This is a genomic window from Paenibacillus sp. FW126-R14 (assembly GCF_058789495.1).
This window is the reverse complement of the sequence record NZ_JBYTBS010000006.1, coordinates 50272-68594: the sequence shown is the minus strand read 5'-3', so window position 1 is coordinate 68594 and position 18323 is coordinate 50272. Positions and strand designations below refer to the sequence as shown.

Here is an 18323-nt window from a genome sequence, read left to right as displayed (position 1 = left end):
ATTCGTGCTTGCGCTTATTATGGGGCCGCTTTTCATTCCGATTTTGCGGCGTATGAAATTTGGTCAACAAATCCGTGAGGACGGACCGCAGGCGCACTTGAAAAAACAAGGCACGCCAACCATGGGAGGCGTCATTATTTTGCTGGCGCTCGCCTTGGCGACGCTTCGTTTTGCTGATAAAAATGCAAATCTGTTGATCTTGCTGATCGCTTCGCTCGGGTATGGGCTCGTCGGCTTTCTCGACGATTACATCAAAATCATTTTCAAGCGCTCTCTTGGCCTTACCGCCAAACAGAAGCTGTTCGGACAGCTTTTGATCTCCGCTATTGTCTGCTACTTGCTTGTAATGAAAGGACATAGCACGGACTTATATATCCCGTTTGTGGAATTCCATTTCAATCCGGGCTGGTTGTACTTCCCTCTGATGGCGATCCTCATGCTGGGAGCTTCCAATGCGGTGAACTTCACCGATGGGCTGGATGGCTTGCTTGCAGGGTCAAGTGCGATTGCCTTTGGCGCTTATACGGTCATTGCGATGAACAACACACAGCCTGAAGCTGCGATTTTCTCGGCGGCCATGGTGGGGGCCGTGCTCGGTTTCCTTGTGTTTAACGCACATCCGGCCAAAGTGTTCATGGGAGACACAGGCTCTCTCGGCATCGGCGGCGGTTTGGTGGCCGTTGCTATTTTGACCAAAGCTGAGCTGCTGTTAGCGGTCATTGGCGGCGTATTCCTGATAGAAATCCTTTCCGTAGTCATTCAAGTGGTATCTTTTAAGACAAGAGGCAAGCGTGTGTTCAAAATGAGTCCGATCCATCATCACTTTGAGTTGGTCGGCTGGTCGGAATGGCGTGTCGTTATCACATTCTGGGTCGTCGGTCTCGTACTTGCCGTACTCGGATTATATATGAATGAGGTGTTGTAGAACATGAAGCATCCGCGTGAATATCGTGGACTTGAAGTGGTTGTTCTGGGCTTGGCTCGCAGCGGTGTCGCTGCGGCTAAGCTTTTTCATCAAAAAGGAGCCCTGGTCACGGTCAACGATAAAAAAGAGCGCAGCGCATGCCCTGAAGCCGACGAATTGGAGGCTCTGGGTATTTCTGTTGTATGCGGGTTCCACCCGGAGTCCTTGGTGCATGAGGGCGTTGCGCTGGTCGTCAAAAACCCCGGCATCCCGTATGCAGTAGAGCCGGTCCGCAAAGCATTGGAATTGGGGATTGAAGTCGTTACCGAAGTGGAGGTCGCATTTCAGTTCTGCAAAGCTCCGATTATTGGTATTACAGGTTCAAACGGCAAAACGACAACGACGACATTGATTGGATTAATGTTGGATTCAGCAGGGCTGTCGCCAGTGGTGGCGGGGAATATCGGACGCGCGCTGACGGAAGCGGCCCCTGAAGTTACAGCTGACAATTGGATGGTGGTGGAGCTGAGCTCCTTTCAACTGAAAGGCACGACATCCTTCCGTCCGCGAATTGCGCTGTTATTAAATTTGTACGAAACTCATCTGGACTACCATGGTTCGATGGATGACTATATAGCTTCGAAGGCGAAGCTGTTCGCCAATCAAACGGAGGAAGATACGGCAATATTGAATTGGGACGATCCGGTCTGCCAATCTCTCCTTCCAACGCTGAAGGCGAAGCTGTTTCCATTCTCGATGAAAGCAGCATTGCCGTTCGGGATGTACTTCGATCCAACGTCTGACATGCTGGTTTACGCGAACGGACGAGGCGACGTTACGCCGATTTTGCCGGCGCGCGAAATAGGGATTCCCGGCAGCTTCAACGTTGAGAACGCGCTGGCGGCAGCTGCAGCGGCCCTCACAGCGGGCGTTGAGCTTACGGCCATAGCGGATGTGCTCAGAAGCTTCCAAGGCGTAGAACACCGTCTGGAGCTTGTGAGAGAGCTGGAGGACGTTACCTTTTATAATAACTCGAAGGCTACCAACGCTGCGGCAACCATTAAAACCATTGAAGTTTTCGACCAGAAGCTAATTCTGATCGCAGGCGGATTGGACCGCGGTTCCGATTATATGGAACTGCTGCCTGTATTCCGCGAACGGATTAAAGGCGTTGTCGCATTGGGGCAGACCAAAGAGAAAATTGCACATATTGCCGAATTGGCAGGAATTAGCTCCATACAAACCGTCGATACTGCTAAGGATGCAGCGGATGCAGTCGCTAAGGCCGTTCAGCTTGCTTGGCGGATGAGCGAACCCGGAGATATCGTCCTGCTTTCACCGGCTTGCGCAAGTTGGGATATGTTCCCCTCCTATGAGGACAGGGGACGCATGTTTAAGGAGTCCGTGCATAACCTTTAAATAGGGCTTATCCACATGTGTTTGCTGGCAGGCGACGGTATCGTTGCCTGTTTGGCTGAACATCCTCTGGATGTGGCCCAGAACACATAAAGAGGTGTCTGTTATGGGGAAATCACGGTCTGCTCCTGATATTTGGATTATTATTCCAACCTTGCTGCTTTTGACAATTGGCATTATTATGGTTTACAGTGCGAGCAGCGTACTTGCTTTCCGCGAGTTCGGAGATTCGTTGTATTACTTGAAAAGACAGTTGATTTTCGCTGTTTTGGGGATCATCGCCATGTTCTTTACGATGAATGTCGATTATCTTCTTTGGAAAAAGATAGCCCGAATCACGTTAATTGTCTGTTTTATCATGTTGATTATCGTGTTGATTCCCGGCATTGGGGTCGTTCGCGGCGGAGCCAGAAGCTGGCTGGGGATCGGCGCATTCGGTATTCAGCCGTCGGAATTTATGAAGATGGGCATGATTCTTTATTTATCCAAAATGCTGTCCGAGCAGCAGTCCAAAATCACCCAGTTTTCCAAGGGGCTATTGCCCCCTCTAGGGATTATGGGCCTTGCTTTCGGCTTGATTATGCTGCAGCCCGACCTGGGAACCGGCGCTGTGCTTGTCGGCGCATCGCTGCTGATCATCTTTATCTCAGGCGCAAGATTGCTTCATCTCTCGTATCTGGGTATGATAGGGGTTGCCGGTTTCATAGGGCTCATCATCGCCGCTCCCTACCGGCTAAAGCGGATTACGGCTTTTCTGGATCCTTGGCAGGATCCGCTCGGCGCAGGCTATCAATCGATTCAATCGCTGTATGCGATCGGACCCGGAGGTTTAGTAGGTTTAGGCCTGGGGATGAGCCGCCAGAAATACAGCTATTTGCCTGAACCGCAAACCGACTTTATTTTTTCCATCATTGCGGAAGAGCTTGGATTTATCGGCGGAACTTTAGTGCTGCTGCTGTTTACCATCCTTGTATGGCGGGGGATGCGTGCGGCGATTACGGCCCCGGACACGTTTGCGAGTCTAATCGCTGTCGGCATTATCGGCATGATTGCCGTTCAGGTTATTATTAATATTGGTGTTGTAATCGGAATGTTTCCGGTTACGGGCATTACACTGCCGTTCATAAGTGCAGGTGGTTCGTCATTGACGCTTATGCTGACATCGGTCGGCATCCTGCTCAATATATCCCGCTATTCGAGGTGACAGGGAATGAAAACAATTGTCTTTACCGGAGGAGGCTCCGCAGGACATGTTACGCCTAACATTGCTCTCATGCATAGGCTGAAGGAGTTAGGTTGGGAAATTAAATACATAGGCTCGGCTGCAGGCATCGAGAAAGACATTATCGAGCGCGAAGGGATTCCCTTTTACCCGATATCTTCCGGGAAATTACGCCGGTATTTCGATCTGAAAAATTTCAAAGACCCTTTCCGAGTTATGAAAGGCGTGTATGAATCATATAGACTGCTCCGTCGTCTGAAGCCCGCCATCGTCTTTTCGAAAGGCGGGTTCGTTTCCGTCCCGGTTGTTTTGGGCAGCCGGATGAACAAAGTACCGGTCATTATTCATGAATCCGATATGACGCCCGGGCTTGCGAACAAAATTTCCATTCCTTTGGCAACAAAGGTGTGCGTCACTTTTCCGGAGTCTATGCAGCATGTACAAAAAGAAAAAGCCGTTCTTACCGGCCTGCCGATCCGCAAGCATATGACAGTCGGCAAAGCATCGCGCGGTTACCAGCTGTGCGATTTTCATAAGCAAAAGCCGGTCATTTTGATTATGGGAGGCAGCTTAGGCTCCCAGGTCATCAACCAAGCCGTCAGATCCAATCTGCCCCGCTTGCTGGAGCAGTTCCAAATCGTCCATTTGTGCGGAAAAGGCAATGTTGCCGAAGAGCTTGCAGGAACGCGCGGGTATAAGCAATTTGAGTACTTAAACGATGAGCTTCCGGATGTGCTGGCGATGACGGAGCTGGTTATTTCCCGGGCTGGGGCTACTTCCATCTACGAGTTTTTGGCATTGGAGAAGCCTATGCTGCTGATTCCATTATCGCTGCAAGCGAGCCGTGGTGACCAAATTCTGAATGCAAAATCGTTTCAGAAGGCGGGATACGCGGATGTCCTGCAAGAAGAAGAACTAACAGCGGAGACGCTGCTTACCCGCCTGGAGGCTCTCTATGCAAACAGAGAGACTTACAAGGCAGCCATGCAATCTCAAAGCGGCGGCGATGCCGTTGCAGCGATCGTTAAACTGATTGAATCCTATAGCTTATCGGGTTAGTTTTGCGAAAGCGAATAGGCGATTGTCACACTCTATCCGATCTTACATAAACTATACTATAACCGTGACAGACACCTAAGGCTTAATACGGCGCCAAAGCTTGAAGCCCGGCCATCTTCAGATTTGGCCCGTATTTTTGAAATTACGGAGCTTCCAACCGATTTTTCGATAATTTCGCCCTACGTTCTGTGAAGGAGGTTTTCCCATGCAGCAGTTAATATCCGACTTACGGGCAGCAAATATTGGCGAGATTCGAACGAATGAGCGACTAGCCCCTTATACGACTTGGAAAATCGGTGGTCCGGCCGATTGTCTGATTCTCCCAAACACGAAGGAGCAGGTTGCCGCTGTCATCCGTTTCCTGCATCAACGCGGAGTGCCATGGACGATCATCGGTCGGGGCTCTAACCTGCTTGTCAGCGACAAAGGAATCCGGGGAGTCGTTATCAAACTCGGCACGGCACTGGAGACTTTGCGCTTTGAAGGTGCGACAGTTCATGTCGGCGGCTCTTATTCGTTCATTAAATTGTCCGTATTGGCGGCCAAAGAAGGTTTAACCGGACTGGAGTTTGCTTCGGGCATTCCCGGTTCTGTGGGAGGCGCCGTCTACATGAATGCAGGGGCTCACGGGTCTGATGTGTCACGCATACTCAAGCAGGCTGAAGTCATCTTGGACACAGGAGAATTGGTCACGATGCAGGCGGAGGATTTGCAGTACGCCTACAGGCATTCCATTCTGCACACACTGCCCGGCATCGTAACAGAAGCTGTCTTTGAATTACAGGTTGGGGAACGCAAAGAAATCGCGGGGGCCATGGCGGCTTACCGGGATCGGCGTCTCCGCACACAACCGCTTCAATTAGCTTGTGCTGGAAGTGTATTCCGCAACCCCAAAGGGGGATTCGCTGCAAAGCTCATCGAAGAGGCTGGCCTGAAAGGCAAACGCGTCGGCGGTGCGGAAATTTCCACCTTGCACGCCAATTTCATTGTGAATACCGGAGATGCTAAAGCCGAGGACGTTCTCACTCTCATAGCGGAGGTGCAGGATATCGTACTGAAACAGTACGGAATATCGCTTGTACCGGAAGTACTGGTGATGGGTGAGAGGTAAATCGGAGGTGGAATTTTGGAGAAGCTCGTTATCGAAGGTGGAAGACCACTCACGGGAGCCATCCAGATACACGGCGCGAAAAACGCCGCATTACCAATCTTAGCAGCCTGCATCCTGGCTAGCGGCACTCATACTCTGCATAATGTTCCTAATTTGCTGGATATCGACACGATGCTGCGCATCCTTTGTGCGCTAGGCTGTCGTGCCGAACAGCAAGGGGATACGGTATCCATCACAACATCCACAGCTAATTCCTCGCACATTCCTGAAGAGTTGATGGGGCAGATGCGTTCCTCCATCTTTCTAATGGGTCCGCTGCTCGCCAGATTTGGCAGCGTCACGGTGTATCAACCCGGCGGCTGCGCGATCGGCGAACGTAAAATCGATTTGCACCTGAAAGGGCTTCAGGCTCTCGGTGCCCACATTGAAGAATTCGCAAACAAAATTGTTTGCACGGCAGAATCGCTGCATGGCAGCGAAATCGTTCTGGATTTTCCAAGCGTCGGAGCTACGGAAAATATCATGATGGCTGCTGTGAAAGCCGAAGGCATCACAACGATCTATAATGCGGCGCGGGAGCCGGAAATTCAGGATTTGCAAAACTTCCTGAACGCCATGGGCGCTGACATTATCGGAGCAGGCACAGATACGATTACCATTCGTGGCGTGGCCTCTCTGTCACCGTGCACCTACCGCATCATTCCAGACCGGATTGTAGCCGGAACCTTCATGGTGGCCGCTGCTGCAACGAAGGGGAACATTACCTTGGAAAAGGTTAACCCCGCCCATTTAACCTCTGTCATTCACGTCCTAAAGCGTGCAGGTGTTCAAATCATCACGGACGGTGATATAATACATGTAAGCTGTCCGACAAGACCGAAGTCCGTTGAACGAATCGTGACTTCGCCGCATCCGTCTTTTCCGACCGATTTGCAATCTCAGGTCATGGTGCTGTTATCTCTAGCAGACGGACTGAGCGTAATGAAAGAGACAATCTTCGAAGGTAGATTCAAACACGTAGATGAACTGTCCCGAATGGGCGCAGATATCCGTGTGGATATGAGCTCAGCCTTTATACGGGGCGTTCCGAGGCTGTACGGAGCGACGGTGGAGGCGACGGATTTACGTGCTGGCGCAGCGCTTGTTATCGCCGGTCTGGCTGCGCATGGTACGACGATCGTTGAGCAAATTCATCATATCGATAGAGGCTATGATAGAATTGAACATATGCTGTCAAGGTTGGGAGCCTCCGTGCATCGCCAATCGCCTGTTCCAAGCGAGTGACTGAACAGTTTAATGAGTGCCGCGCATCCCTTCCTGGACACAGGCGGGGATTCACGGTTTCATTCGATTTTACATACAAGTTTGTCAAAATTAGCCTTCACATGAAACTATTAGGTGGTGCCCATCTTGTCTGACGACCGCAACGTGCCCGCTCTGCCGCCAGTTCCCAAGCCGCGAGCGCGTACCAATCGGAAGCTGCTCATTTTCTTATTTATTTTTTTCGCCATCATTTTATTCATTTTATTTATGCAGTCATCGCTAAGCCGTGTAAGCGCCATTGAAGTTGAAGGAAATGAACTGATGTCCACGGAAACGATCGGACAAGCCAGTCAAATTGCCGTCGGCGACCGTTTCTTTGCGTTCAGCTCCCGGACGATTGAGCAGCGTATTTCCGCGCTTCCTATGGTGAAGACGGCGGTAGTGAAGAAACATTTCCCCGGTGTTGTGCAAATTACGGTGCAGGAATTTCCGAAGGTTGCCTTCCAAATCGGTACAGACGGCAAGAAGCAAGCTGTGCTTGCCGACGGGGCTGTCGTCGAACTGCCTGCCGGCAGCAGCATTCCGCTGGATATGCCCATTTTGACAGGGTGGACGGACGGAGATCCGAATAAGGCCGCACTGTGCAAAGTGCTGAGTGAAATCCCGGAGAGCGCGCTCTCGGATATTTCCGAGATTAAGCCGGATCCGTCGGAACCGTATCCCGACAAAATCAAGCTGTACACGAGATCGCAGTTTGAAGTGTACACCACGATTGCCTACTTGCCCGAGAAAATTGACAATCTGCCTGCTTATATTGCAAGCTTACAAGAGGATCATATTACTAGCGGCATTATCAAAATGCTAGAAGTAGAATATCACGCGCCATTCGAACCAAACGAAGAATCGGGCAGCGATTCGAACAACGCTTCCGGTCCAAAAGCTGGAAACGGCTCGAACAGCCAGACGGCCGATCCTAACAAGGATGGCAATAAGGCCGGAACGAAGCAGCCTCCAAAAGGAACGACGAAATCGTCATCCTAGGAAACCTCGCGTCCTTCCTGAGAAAAAAACGGTTTGATGGACTACTCAAGCATGAAAATTAATGTTAAAATTAGTTTTATGGTTAAATAGTATCCTATTAAAGCCTAGAAATGTAAGTGCAATTACTAGACATGATAAATTTATATTCTTTTGAAAATTAACTGTTTAAAAAAACGACTTTGTTTCCGGCAAAAAAAATGTTGAAAAAAGAGGGAAAATGGCGGTTGTGTGGAATACGTATTTATGTAAATGTAATGAAAACACTTTATTATCCAAGTTATAGGAGGTGCCAGGGGCTTGAGCAACAATGACATCATTGTTAGTTTAGACATCGGTACATCCAAGGTTCGTGCTATTATTGGGGAAGTTGTTAACGGAACCATTAATATAATAGGTGTGGGATCTGCCGAGTCAGAGGGTATTCGTAAAGGCGCCATCGTGGATATTGATCAAACCGTACATTCCATAAGAAGCGCCGTTGATCATGCTGAACGAATGGTCGGCGTACAAATTTCCGAGGTTTACGTTGGAATTTCAGGAAATCATATTGCTCTTCAGTCGAGTCACGGCGTTGTAGCTGTCTCCAATGAAGACCGAGAAATCGGTGAAGAGGATATCGATCGTGTCATTCAAGCGGCCAGAGTCATCGCATTACCTCCCGAGCGTGAAATTATTGGAGTCGTACCTAAGCAGTACTTAGTTGATGGACAAGAAGGCATTAACGATCCTCGCGGCATGATAGGCGTTCGTTTAGAAGTTGAAGCGACGATTATCACAGGCGCGAAGACGGGGATACATAATTTAATCCGCGTTGTGGAGAAATCCGAACTTAAGGTCGCAGGTCTCATCTTAATGTCGCTTGCTTCCGGTCAGTTGGCACTATCCAAGGATGAGAAAGCGGTTGGAACCGTTTTGGTTGATGTAGGTGCAGGTGCGGCGACGATCGCCGTGTTTGAACAAGGGAATCTGCTAGCCACATCAACGATTCAAATCGGCGGTGAGTATATCAGCAATGATATCTCGATAGGCCTTCGTACTCAGCTCGAAATCGCAGAGAAAATAAAGCTGAAATACGGTTGCGCATCGGTAGAAGACTCAGCCCCCGATCAAGTATTCAAGGTTACGAGAATGGGAAGCAATGTGGAAAAAGAGTTTTCGCAAGTCGATCTCGCGAATATTATTGAACCCCGCGTTGAAGAAATTTTCCAAATGATCCGTGCTGAAGTGCATCGTCTTGGATACAGCGATTTAGCCGGTGGGTATGTGCTCACAGGCGGAACCGTTTGTATGCCTGGCGTACTCTCCGTCGCGCAAGCCGAGCTTGCTACCTCTGTAAGAATTGCCGTTCCTGATTTCATCGGTGTGCGCGATCCTTCTTATACAAGCGGTGTTGGCATCATTCAATTCGTTTCCAAGTACATGAAAAACCGGAATTCCGGTTTCTCCAAAAAAATGGCAACAAAGGTTGTACCCAAAAAATCCTCCGAAAGCACAAAACCTGGTTTTATCGAACGTGTTAAAAGTTTTTTCAGTGAATTTATATAGTGAAAGCAACGTTAGGGGGATATGACTCACATGTTTGAATTTGATATGGATATGGAACAGTTGGCTCAAATAAAGGTCATCGGCGTAGGTGGCGGCGGCAGCAATGCTGTGAATCGTATGATCGAGAACGGCGTAAAGGGCGTTGAATTTATTACCGTGAATACGGACGCTCAAGCGCTGCACCTCGCGAAATCGGTTCATAAACTGCAAATCGGCGACAAGCTGACGCGCGGTCTTGGCGCAGGCGCAAACCCGGAAGTAGGGAAGAAAGCGGCAGAAGAGTCAAGGGAGATGATTCTGAACACGCTTCGCGGCGCTGATATGGTATTCGTTACTGCAGGGATGGGCGGCGGTACGGGAACAGGAGCTGCGCCGGTTATTGCCGAAATCGCCAAAGAAGTGGGCGCATTAACCGTTGGTGTTGTTACGCGTCCGTTTACATTTGAAGGTCGCAAACGTTCCTTGCAAGCAGAGCAAGGGATTGCTGCTCTGAAAGAGAAAGTAGACACACTGATTATTATTCCAAACGACCGTCTCTTGGAAATCGTAGATAAGAAGACGCCTATGCTCGAAGCATTCCGCGAAGCGGATAACGTACTTCGTCAAGGCGTTCAAGGGATCTCTGACTTGATCGCGGTTCCTGGGCTTATTAACTTGGACTTTGCCGATGTGAAAACGATCATGACGGAACGCGGCTCCGCCCTAATGGGAATCGGAGTGGCAACAGGAGAGAACCGTGCCGCAGAAGCAGCGAAAAAGGCGATTTCCTCACCGCTCTTGGAAACGTCCATCGAAGGCGCTCGCGGGGTTTTGATGAACATCACGGGCGGTGTGAATCTAAGCTTGTACGAAGTCAATGAAGCGGCGGATATCGTGGCATCTGCTTCCGATATCGAAGTGAACATGATTTTTGGTGCGGTTATCGATGAGAAGCTGAAAGACGAAATTCTAGTAACGGTAATCGCTACAGGGTTCGAGCATAAGACTTCCCATATAAGTCAACCTGCCAAGCGTCCGGTAACCGGTCACCAAGAGCAGCCTCAATCGTCATCCGCAGCTTCGGACAACCGCTTGAATAACCTTAAGCCGTTCGGCTCGCAGCCATCTAACGATCAATTGGATATTCCGACGTTCCTGCGCAATCGCGGACGGAATAACGACAAATAATTACACGAAACTTGTAAAGAGACCGAAGTCCTACGTCATGTAGCGGCTTCGGTTTTTTGTTATTCTTAAGGCTTTTCTAGTTGAGAAATAGGCTTCATCAACTGACAAAAAAAGTAGCTCCCTACTAGCAAGTTTAGACAGACTTTGAACTAGGATTGCCCTATACTGATTTAGAACCAGAAAGTTTCGTCAGGAAAATGGTTGAAAAAGCATCTTTCATGGAGGTGAGGACATTGTGATCGTCTACGCGGATCTCATCTTCCTGCTGAACTTTCTGATGGATGCGGCCATGCTGATTGTAACGGCCAAAACACGGAAAATACCGTTCAAGTGGTGGAGAATTGCAGGTTCGTCGTTCTTAGGAGCCTCCTATGTCGTCATTATGTTCTTGCCGGTGCCTTTATTTCTTTTTACATTTTCTGTGAAATGTATGTTTTGTATAGGGATGATTATGACTGCTTTCGGGTTCGGTTCTTTACAAAATTTATTGAGAAACCTCGGAACGTTCCTCTTAGTAAATTTTGCTGTCGCAGGCGGCATGTTTGGCATCCATTATGTTCTTGCATCCTCATCGGATGTCATGAAAGGGATCGTATTTACCCAATCTGGCGTGGCCGTGTTCCAAGTACAGATTGGCAGCGTACTTTTTGTCTTGTTGTTGCTGATGCCTTTGCTGTGGTGGTTCAGAACGGTGCTGCAAAGCTCGAAGCAGCGTGAGGTGCTGACAACATTTGTAGCGGAGGTTACGATTCACGTAGGAGAATACACAGCCTCTTGCAAAGGGCTCATTGATACCGGCAATCAATTGTATGATCCGTTAACGCGCACCCCTGTCATGGTGATGGAAGTATCCGAATGGGGCGATGTACTGCCTGCGGAATGGCTTCAGAGGATTCGCTCAGCCGATGTTGACCAAATTATAAGCGGTTTGGGTGAGGAGGAGTTTATCTGGCAGGACCGCATGCGTCTCGTACCTTACCGGGGGGTTAACCGGAACACCCAATTCATGCTGGCCATCAAGCCGGATAAGGTGGTGATTACCCATAATCATACGCAAATTGAAGCATCGAAGGTACTCATCGGTCTGGACGGAGGCAAGCTTTGCAACGACGGCTCCTATCAAGCGATTATTCATCCGGCGTTAGTATCGGCCGGTTAGTAGTTCCATAGCGCATACGATTCTGCAAATGCTTTCGAAGTTAGTTTTGCTTAGGCAAAACTCAGCTTATGCTTACGATGCAAGTTTTCCTACGGAAAACTCAGAGAGTGCTTACGAAGTTTAGTTTTGCTTAGGCAAAACTCAGCTTATGCTTACGATGCAAGTTTTCCTACGGAAAACTCTTAGGAGGAAACGATCATGTTCTTGAAGTGGAAAATGCTTTTTCAACTAACGTACTACCGAATATTGATGCTTCTTGGCCTCAAGGGAGAAGAAATCTATTACATAGGTGGAAGCGAAGCATTGCCGCCTCCGCTAACAAGAGAAGAAGAAGAATACTTATTGGAAAAATTACCGTCCGGAGATGCGGCGATTCGAGCGATGCTGATCGAGCGCAACCTGCGATTGGTTGTTTATATAGCTAGGAAATTCGAGAATACCGGCATCAATATCGAGGATCTGGTCTCCATCGGCGCTATTGGCTTAATTAAAGCGGTGAACACTTTTGATCCTGAGAAAAAGATAAAGCTCGCTACGTACGCCTCACGGTGTATTGAGAATGAAATTCTAATGTACCTGCGGCGGAACAGTAAAATACGAACGGAAGTATCTTTTGATGAACCGCTGAATATTGATTGGGACGGCAATGAGCTGCTGTTGTCCGATGTGCTCGGAACGGAGAACGATACCATTTACCGCAACATCGAGGAACAAGTCGACCGCAAGCTGCTGCATAAGGCGCTGGATAAACTAAGCGAGCGTGAGCGAATAATTATGGAGCTGCGTTTCGGTTTACAGGATGGCGAGGAAAAAACGCAAAAGGACGTTGCCGATTTGCTGGGGATCTCGCAATCGTACATCTCAAGGCTGGAAAAGCGGATCATTAAAAGGCTTCGCAAGGAATTTAATAAGATGGTATAAGGGAAAAGGAGAGCTGAGGATGGCGTTGCCATCCTGCCTCTCTTTTTTTTGTGAAAAATATTTTTTCGCAGGCAATGTCGAAATTGTTCAGGAGTCACAGGGGGGAGCGAGTCGAGAGCCTTTTGTCAAGTGGCCGGACAGCGGTCGGACGAGGAATAAATCACTCGCTCGCGGGGATAATTAACAGTAATGTTTCTCCTTGGGAGGTAATCACGGTGACCCGAAATAAAGTTGAGATATGTGGTGTTGATACCGCCAAACTGCCTGTTCTGACCAATGCTGAAATGCGCGAGCTGTTCGCTGATTTGCAGACCAAGCAGGAGCGAACGGCAAGAGAAAAATTGGTGAACGGGAACCTCAGATTGGTTCTAAGTGTGATCCAGAGGTTCAATAATCGCGGAGAGTATGTGGACGATCTCTTCCAAGTTGGCTGCATCGGTCTGATGAAAGCCATTGATAATTTCGATTTGAGCCAAAATGTCAAATTCTCAACCTATGCTGTACCGATGATTATAGGTGAGATACGCCGCTACTTACGAGATAATAACCCGATTCGCGTTTCTCGTTCCTTAAGAGATATTGCCTACAAGGCGCTGCAGGTCAGAGACAGCCTGACGAATGCGAACTCGCGCGAGCCGACGATTTATGAAATCTCCGAGGCGCTGAACGTACCTAAGGAAGATGTTGTCTTTGCGCTCGATGCCATACAGGATCCGGTTTCGTTATTCGAACCGATCTATCATGACGGCGGCGATCCGATCTATGTGATGGATCAAATTAGCGACGAGCGGAATAAGGACATGTCCTGGATTGAAGGAATCGCTCTGCGCGAAGCGATGCGCAAGCTTAATGCGAGGGAGAAAATGATCCTCTCCATGCGCTTCTTTGAAGGGAAGACACAGATGGAGGTTGCCGATGAGATTGGCATTTCCCAAGCACAGGTTTCCCGGCTTGAGAAATCGGCGATTTGCCAGATGCAGAAACACGTGAAATCGTAATTCTTTACATAAAGACCGATCGCAGCTGTGACAAGCTGTGACGGTCTTTTTTTAATTTTCAGGACATTTTGCCCATCCCGCACATATACTAGTACCAAATCAGTTAAAAATCCTAATGAGATTCGTGGTGAAAAGCCTCATGAAAATATCTGATTTTCAGACGAAGGATGTCATCAATATCGTGGACGGCAAAAAGCTCGGAACGATCAGCGATTTGGAGCTGGATCTTCGCCAGGGGCGAATCGAATCGATTGTAGTGCCTAACCAAAGCCGGTTCTTCGGATTGTTCGGTTCGGGGACGGACGTTATTATTCCATGGAAGCATATTGTAAAAATCGGCGCTGACGTTGTGCTCGTAAAGCTCGAAGATGTCCGGCCGTATCGTCAAACCGATGAAAATGAAGGCGTGTACGAGATCAACCGGCAGTTCCGCAATTAACGTCTGACACACGAATGCAGGCTGCTGCCTCGCAGTTAGCCAAGAGACAATCGTGTGTCTTTTTGTTTTGTGCTAAAGTAGAGATAGGCGAATGCAAGGGAGAGGAAGCAACGTGGAACCATTTGTGAAAAAAATACAAGAGAATCAACCTGATCTTTTCACGATAGATAGCTGGATGGACCAGTTCAAAGAACTAACGGCGGGCTTTACCTCCCGCAATGGCGGGGTTAGTGAAGCTCCGTACTCAACGCTGAATTGCGGCCTGCATGTGCAGGATAAGCCGGAGCACGTGATCAGGAACCGTCAGCTGCTTGCTGAAGCCGTCGGACTGCCGTTTGATGCTTTTACCTATGGGGAGCAAGTTCACAGCAACGAGGTGGCCGTCGTCAGCCTGAATGAGAAGGGGAAAGGGAGAACGTCCAGAGAATCGGCTATTCAAGCGAAGGACGGCTTCATCACGCAGGAGAAGGGAATTGTGCTCTGTGCGCAGTTTGCAGACTGTGTGCCGCTGTTTTTCTACGACCCTGTTCAGCAAGCCATAGGGCTTTCCCATGCGGGGTGGAAAGGGTCTGTGCTAAACATTTCCATGGCTACAATATCCTTAATGACGCATACTTTTGGAAGCCGGCCGTCTGACATCAGGGCTGCGATCGGGCCTTCCATCGGGATCTGCTGCTATGAAGTTGACGACACCGTTGCAAGCCGTGTTTATACGGTCCTTAGCGACATTCATGCTGAGCCGGGTGAGCAGCTTACTGTCATCAGAAGGAAAGCAAACGGCAAGTACATGCTGAATTTGCAAGAATTGAACCGAAAATTGTTGATCCAAGCAGGAATTTTGTCGTCCCATATCGAAGTAACTCAGTTATGTACGAGCTGCAGCACCGATCATTTTTTTTCTCATCGGAAAGAAGGCGGCTCAACAGGTAGAATGGTTGCTTGGATTGGTCTTCGTTAGGAAGAGACGGGCAATCGATGTTTGGAATTGAGGTGTTTGCATATCATGAGTTTACTGGCGCGTAAAGAAGAAGTTGAAGCTCGCGCGGCCGCAGCATGCAAGCGGTCAGGACGAGATGAGAATGAGATCAAGATCATTGCTGTAACGAAATATGTTTCTCTGGAGACGACGAGAAGCGTACTTGATGCCGGACTTCTGCATATCGGCGAGAACCGCTGGCAGGATGTGAAGCCCAAGTGGGAAGCGCTGCATGAGCGGGGAACCTGGCATTTCATCGGTCATTTGCAAACGAATAAGGTGAAGGATGTCATTGGCAAATTCGCCTACATTCACTCGCTCGACCGGATGTCCTTGGCCAGAGAACTGGACAAGCAGGCTGCGGCGCTAGGCATCAAAGTCAACTGTCTGCTGCAAGTCAACATTTCCGGAGAAGCGTCTAAGTACGGCATGGATCCCGGGCAATTCTTCGAATTTGCTGAAGAAGTCAGCAAGTTGCAGCATATACATATCTCCGGTTTAATGACTATGGCGCCTTACGAAATGGAAGCCGATGCAACTAGACCTGTGTTCCGCGGGCTTCGAGAACTGCGAGACCGCTTGAATGAGCGGGCCATTTTCCCTTACGAGATCAAAGAGTTGTCCATGGGGATGTCGGGAGATTTTGAAGTGGCGATCGAAGAAGGAGCTACATGGGTGCGCGTGGGGACTGTTTTAGTCGGAAAAGAAGCGTAGAAGTTGCTTAGGATTGAAGAAGCGGATAGGAGGGAATTATAATGGGAGTTTATAACCGTTTTATGAATTTTCTTGGGCTGCAAGAAGAGGAAGAAGTTGTGGAGCGAGAGCGGATCGTGGAAACTGCGGAAGAACCTGAAACCAATCCTTATGAATTACGTAATAAAAATAAGGCTAATGTCGTCAGTATTCACTCACAGAAGAATGCACGTGTCGTGCTGAGTGAGCCTAGAACCTACGAAGAAACGCAAGACATCGCGGATCATCTTCGTTCCCGAAGAGCGGTGGTTGTCAATCTGCAGCGTGTTCGCGGCGATCAGGCCATACGCATCGTAGATTTTTTAAGCGGTACGGTATATGCTTTGAATGGGTCTATCTCCAAACTAGGACCGAATATCTTCCTTTGCACCCCTGACACAGTTGATATTCATGGCCACATCTCCGAGATGATGGGTGAGGAATAGGCGCATATCCTAACACAGAGGTGGATGCGTACGTGAATAACGTTCACTATTATCTTAGTATTTTGATGGAAATTTATTATTTCATGATCATCGGTTACTTAATTCTCTCCTGGTTTCCGAATGCACGCGACAGTTTCATCGGAGGTTTGCTCGGGAAATTAGTTGAACCGTATTTAAGTCCTTTCCGAAAAATAATTCCCAGCATAGGGTTCATTGATCTCTCCCCAATCGTAGCTCTGATCGCATTGCGTTTTGTAGTTATGGGGATTATGGCTGTTCTAGATTTCATTGTAGGGATGTTTTAACTTTGCATAAAGAACTCTATAGTCATTTTCATTCGGACGAACATTACTTTGTAGATAAAGCCTGGGATTGGGTGGAGCGGGCTGCGCAGAATCATGCCGTGAAACTGACGGACTTTCTGGATCCCAGACAAGCCTTTATTCTTACGTCATTGGTCAATCGGCATCCGGATGTGCACTGCCGGCTGGACGGCGGGTACGCGGCTGCTGAACGCAGGAGGGCGTTAATCGCCCCCGATTACCGCGATTTGGACGGGGAAGAGATGGAGATGGCTGTCCTCTCCGTTTCATCCGGAGACGGCAAATTTCTAGTACTTGAACACGGAGATTACATGGGCGCCATTCTTGGACTCGGCATGAAGCGGGACAAGGTTGGCGATATTCATGTTATTGAGGGTGGATGTCACTGTTTAGTCACGCGCGATGCTGCGGATTATCTGCACTTAAACTTATCCCAAGTACATAAGGTGCATGTCCAAACCGAGCTGCTGCCACTCGATAAGTTGGAATTATCCTCCGCGAAGCTGGACGAGCTTACGCTGTCCGTTGCGTCCATGCGAATGGACGGTATTGTAAGCGATGTATTCAGGCTTAGCAGGGCCAAAGTGCTCATACCTATCCAAGCCGGACGCTGCCGCGTCAATTGGAAGCCGGAGGAGGACCCGAGCAAGCCGCTGAAAGAAGGCGACATGGTCTCTATGCAAGGGTTCGGCCGATTCAAGGTGCTTGAGGTGGAAGGCATAACGAAAAAAGGTAGAATTCGTGTGAAAATAGGCAAGTTCGCTTGAACGTGGATAAATTATCCACGAACTTTGCAGGAATTGCTTATTTTCTGTCGAAGTGTTCTGTATAGATGTGCGTTTTGCTGCGCAAGACGCTAAGGAGGGGCACGAATGCCATTAACACCGTTAGATATACATAATAAGGAATTTTCCCGTTCTTTTCGCGGATATGATGAAGATCAAGTGAATGAATTCCTCGATCAAGTCATTAAGGATTATGAGGCGTTGATTCGTGAGAATAAAGACTTACATAATCAAACGGTGGCACTGCAGGAGCGTCTGGATCATTTCACGAATATCGAAGACTCGTTAAGCAAAACGATTATCGTTGCGCAAGAGGCGGCGGATGAAGTGAGAAACAACGCCAAGAAAGAAGCGCAGCTCATTCTGAAGGAAGCCGAGAAGAATGCTGACCGGATTATTAACGAATCCTTGACGCGCTCCCGCAAGGTTGCTTTGGAGATTGAGGAGTTGAAGAAGCAGGCGTCGATTTACCGGACGCGTTTCCGGACGCTGCTGGAAGCTCAATTGGAGCTCTTAAACAATGAAGGCTGGCAGAGCATGCAGTTTGATCAGAAGGAAGAAGCATAGGAAGATAGCTGCCAGGCGGCTGTCATATTGACTATGTCTAGTGAATTCGTTATACTCCTGTTAAATGTATCTCAACAAAGCTATGACTGGAACGAGTAGGACGTTCATGCAGTGTCAGCGAATTAGGGGTCTTGGTGTGAGCCTAATCTCTGCAGCGTGCCGAATATCCCCCAGGAGCGTCTCTTGAATCAAGTAGAGAGAACCGGGTCATGCCGTTACACATGATCGAGTGATTAAGCGAGGTTCGGT

Annotated in this window: 19 protein-coding genes and 1 other annotated feature (1 of these 20 running past the window's edge); all 19 genes read left to right on the top strand. The window is 48.8% G+C overall.

Annotated elements, in window-relative coordinates; translation table 11 throughout:
• Positions 1-19 precede the first annotated feature (19 nt).
• Positions 20-925: a phospho-N-acetylmuramoyl-pentapeptide-transferase gene (gene mraY / locus AC3WRW_RS06065; protein ID WP_492545570.1), complete on the top strand. Its 906-nt coding sequence runs from the start codon at positions 20-22 to the stop codon at positions 923-925.
• A 3-nt stretch (positions 926-928) separates the two neighbouring features.
• Complete coding sequence (murD, locus tag AC3WRW_RS06060; RefSeq protein WP_492545451.1) at positions 929-2323, top strand: UDP-N-acetylmuramoyl-L-alanine--D-glutamate ligase; 1395 nt, start codon at positions 929-931, stop codon at positions 2321-2323.
• Positions 2324-2426: 103 nt separating this feature from the next.
• The gene (spoVE, locus tag AC3WRW_RS06055) at positions 2427-3524 is read left to right on the top strand and encodes a stage V sporulation protein E (protein WP_492545450.1); all 1098 of its coding nucleotides are present in this window, start codon (positions 2427-2429) and stop codon (positions 3522-3524) included.
• A gap of 6 nt (positions 3525-3530) precedes the next feature.
• Entirely contained in the window at positions 3531-4601 is a 1071-nt protein-coding gene (gene murG / locus AC3WRW_RS06050; RefSeq protein ID WP_492545449.1) for an undecaprenyldiphospho-muramoylpentapeptide beta-N-acetylglucosaminyltransferase, read from the top strand.
• Positions 4602-4806: 205 nt separating this feature from the next.
• Entirely contained in the window at positions 4807-5712 is a 906-nt protein-coding gene (gene murB / locus AC3WRW_RS06045; protein ID WP_492545448.1) for a UDP-N-acetylmuramate dehydrogenase, read from the top strand.
• Between the two features lie 15 nt (positions 5713-5727).
• Positions 5728-6996: a UDP-N-acetylglucosamine 1-carboxyvinyltransferase gene (gene murA, locus AC3WRW_RS06040; protein ID WP_492545447.1), complete on the top strand. Its 1269-nt coding sequence runs from the start codon at positions 5728-5730 to the stop codon at positions 6994-6996.
• A 126-nt stretch (positions 6997-7122) separates the two neighbouring features.
• A complete protein-coding gene (locus tag AC3WRW_RS06035) occupies positions 7123-8016 on the top strand; it encodes a cell division protein FtsQ/DivIB (protein ID WP_492545446.1) in 894 nt (297 codons plus the stop codon).
• A 297-nt stretch (positions 8017-8313) separates the two neighbouring features.
• Positions 8314-9561 (top strand): cell division protein FtsA, encoded by a 1248-nt coding sequence (gene ftsA, locus AC3WRW_RS06030; protein WP_492545445.1) that lies wholly within the window; start codon positions 8314-8316, stop codon positions 9559-9561.
• 30 nt (positions 9562-9591) lie between these two features.
• A complete protein-coding gene (gene ftsZ, locus AC3WRW_RS06025; protein WP_492545444.1) occupies positions 9592-10728 on the top strand; it encodes a cell division protein FtsZ in 1137 nt (378 codons plus the stop codon).
• Positions 10729-10963: 235 nt separating this feature from the next.
• A complete protein-coding gene (gene spoIIGA / locus AC3WRW_RS06020; protein ID WP_492545443.1) occupies positions 10964-11887 on the top strand; it encodes a sigma-E processing peptidase SpoIIGA in 924 nt (307 codons plus the stop codon).
• 198 nt (positions 11888-12085) lie between these two features.
• Positions 12086-12808: an RNA polymerase sporulation sigma factor SigE gene (gene sigE / locus AC3WRW_RS06015; protein ID WP_171686195.1), complete on the top strand. Its 723-nt coding sequence runs from the start codon at positions 12086-12088 to the stop codon at positions 12806-12808.
• A gap of 215 nt (positions 12809-13023) precedes the next feature.
• Positions 13024-13806 (top strand): RNA polymerase sporulation sigma factor SigG, encoded by a 783-nt coding sequence (gene sigG / locus AC3WRW_RS06010; RefSeq protein ID WP_127451991.1) that lies wholly within the window; start codon positions 13024-13026, stop codon positions 13804-13806.
• A 139-nt stretch (positions 13807-13945) separates the two neighbouring features.
• On the top strand, positions 13946-14245 hold the full coding sequence (locus tag AC3WRW_RS06005) for a YlmC/YmxH family sporulation protein (RefSeq protein ID WP_171686194.1): 300 nt from the start codon (positions 13946-13948) through the stop codon (positions 14243-14245).
• Positions 14246-14357: 112 nt separating this feature from the next.
• Positions 14358-15203 carry a peptidoglycan editing factor PgeF gene (gene pgeF, locus AC3WRW_RS06000; protein WP_492545442.1) on the top strand — a complete coding sequence of 282 codons (846 nt, stop codon included), beginning with the start codon at positions 14358-14360 and terminating at the stop codon, positions 15201-15203.
• A gap of 45 nt (positions 15204-15248) precedes the next feature.
• Positions 15249-15935, top strand: a complete 687-nt coding sequence (locus tag AC3WRW_RS05995; protein WP_492545441.1) for a YggS family pyridoxal phosphate-dependent enzyme — start codon at positions 15249-15251, stop codon at positions 15933-15935.
• A gap of 41 nt (positions 15936-15976) precedes the next feature.
• Positions 15977-16399, top strand: coding sequence for a cell division protein SepF (locus AC3WRW_RS05990; RefSeq protein ID WP_171686191.1), 423 nt, complete (start codon positions 15977-15979; stop codon positions 16397-16399).
• A gap of 32 nt (positions 16400-16431) precedes the next feature.
• On the top strand, positions 16432-16704 hold the full coding sequence (locus AC3WRW_RS05985) for a YggT family protein (RefSeq protein ID WP_492545440.1): 273 nt from the start codon (positions 16432-16434) through the stop codon (positions 16702-16704).
• Between the two features lie 2 nt (positions 16705-16706).
• Positions 16707-17489: a YlmH family RNA-binding protein gene (locus tag AC3WRW_RS05980; RefSeq protein ID WP_492545439.1), complete on the top strand. Its 783-nt coding sequence runs from the start codon at positions 16707-16709 to the stop codon at positions 17487-17489.
• Positions 17490-17594: 105 nt separating this feature from the next.
• The gene (locus tag AC3WRW_RS05975; RefSeq protein ID WP_167063776.1) at positions 17595-18074 is read left to right on the top strand and encodes a DivIVA domain-containing protein; all 480 of its coding nucleotides are present in this window, start codon (positions 17595-17597) and stop codon (positions 18072-18074) included.
• A 73-nt stretch (positions 18075-18147) separates the two neighbouring features.
• Positions 18148-18323 (top strand) — a binding site (T-box leader) (it continues 72 nt past the right edge of the window).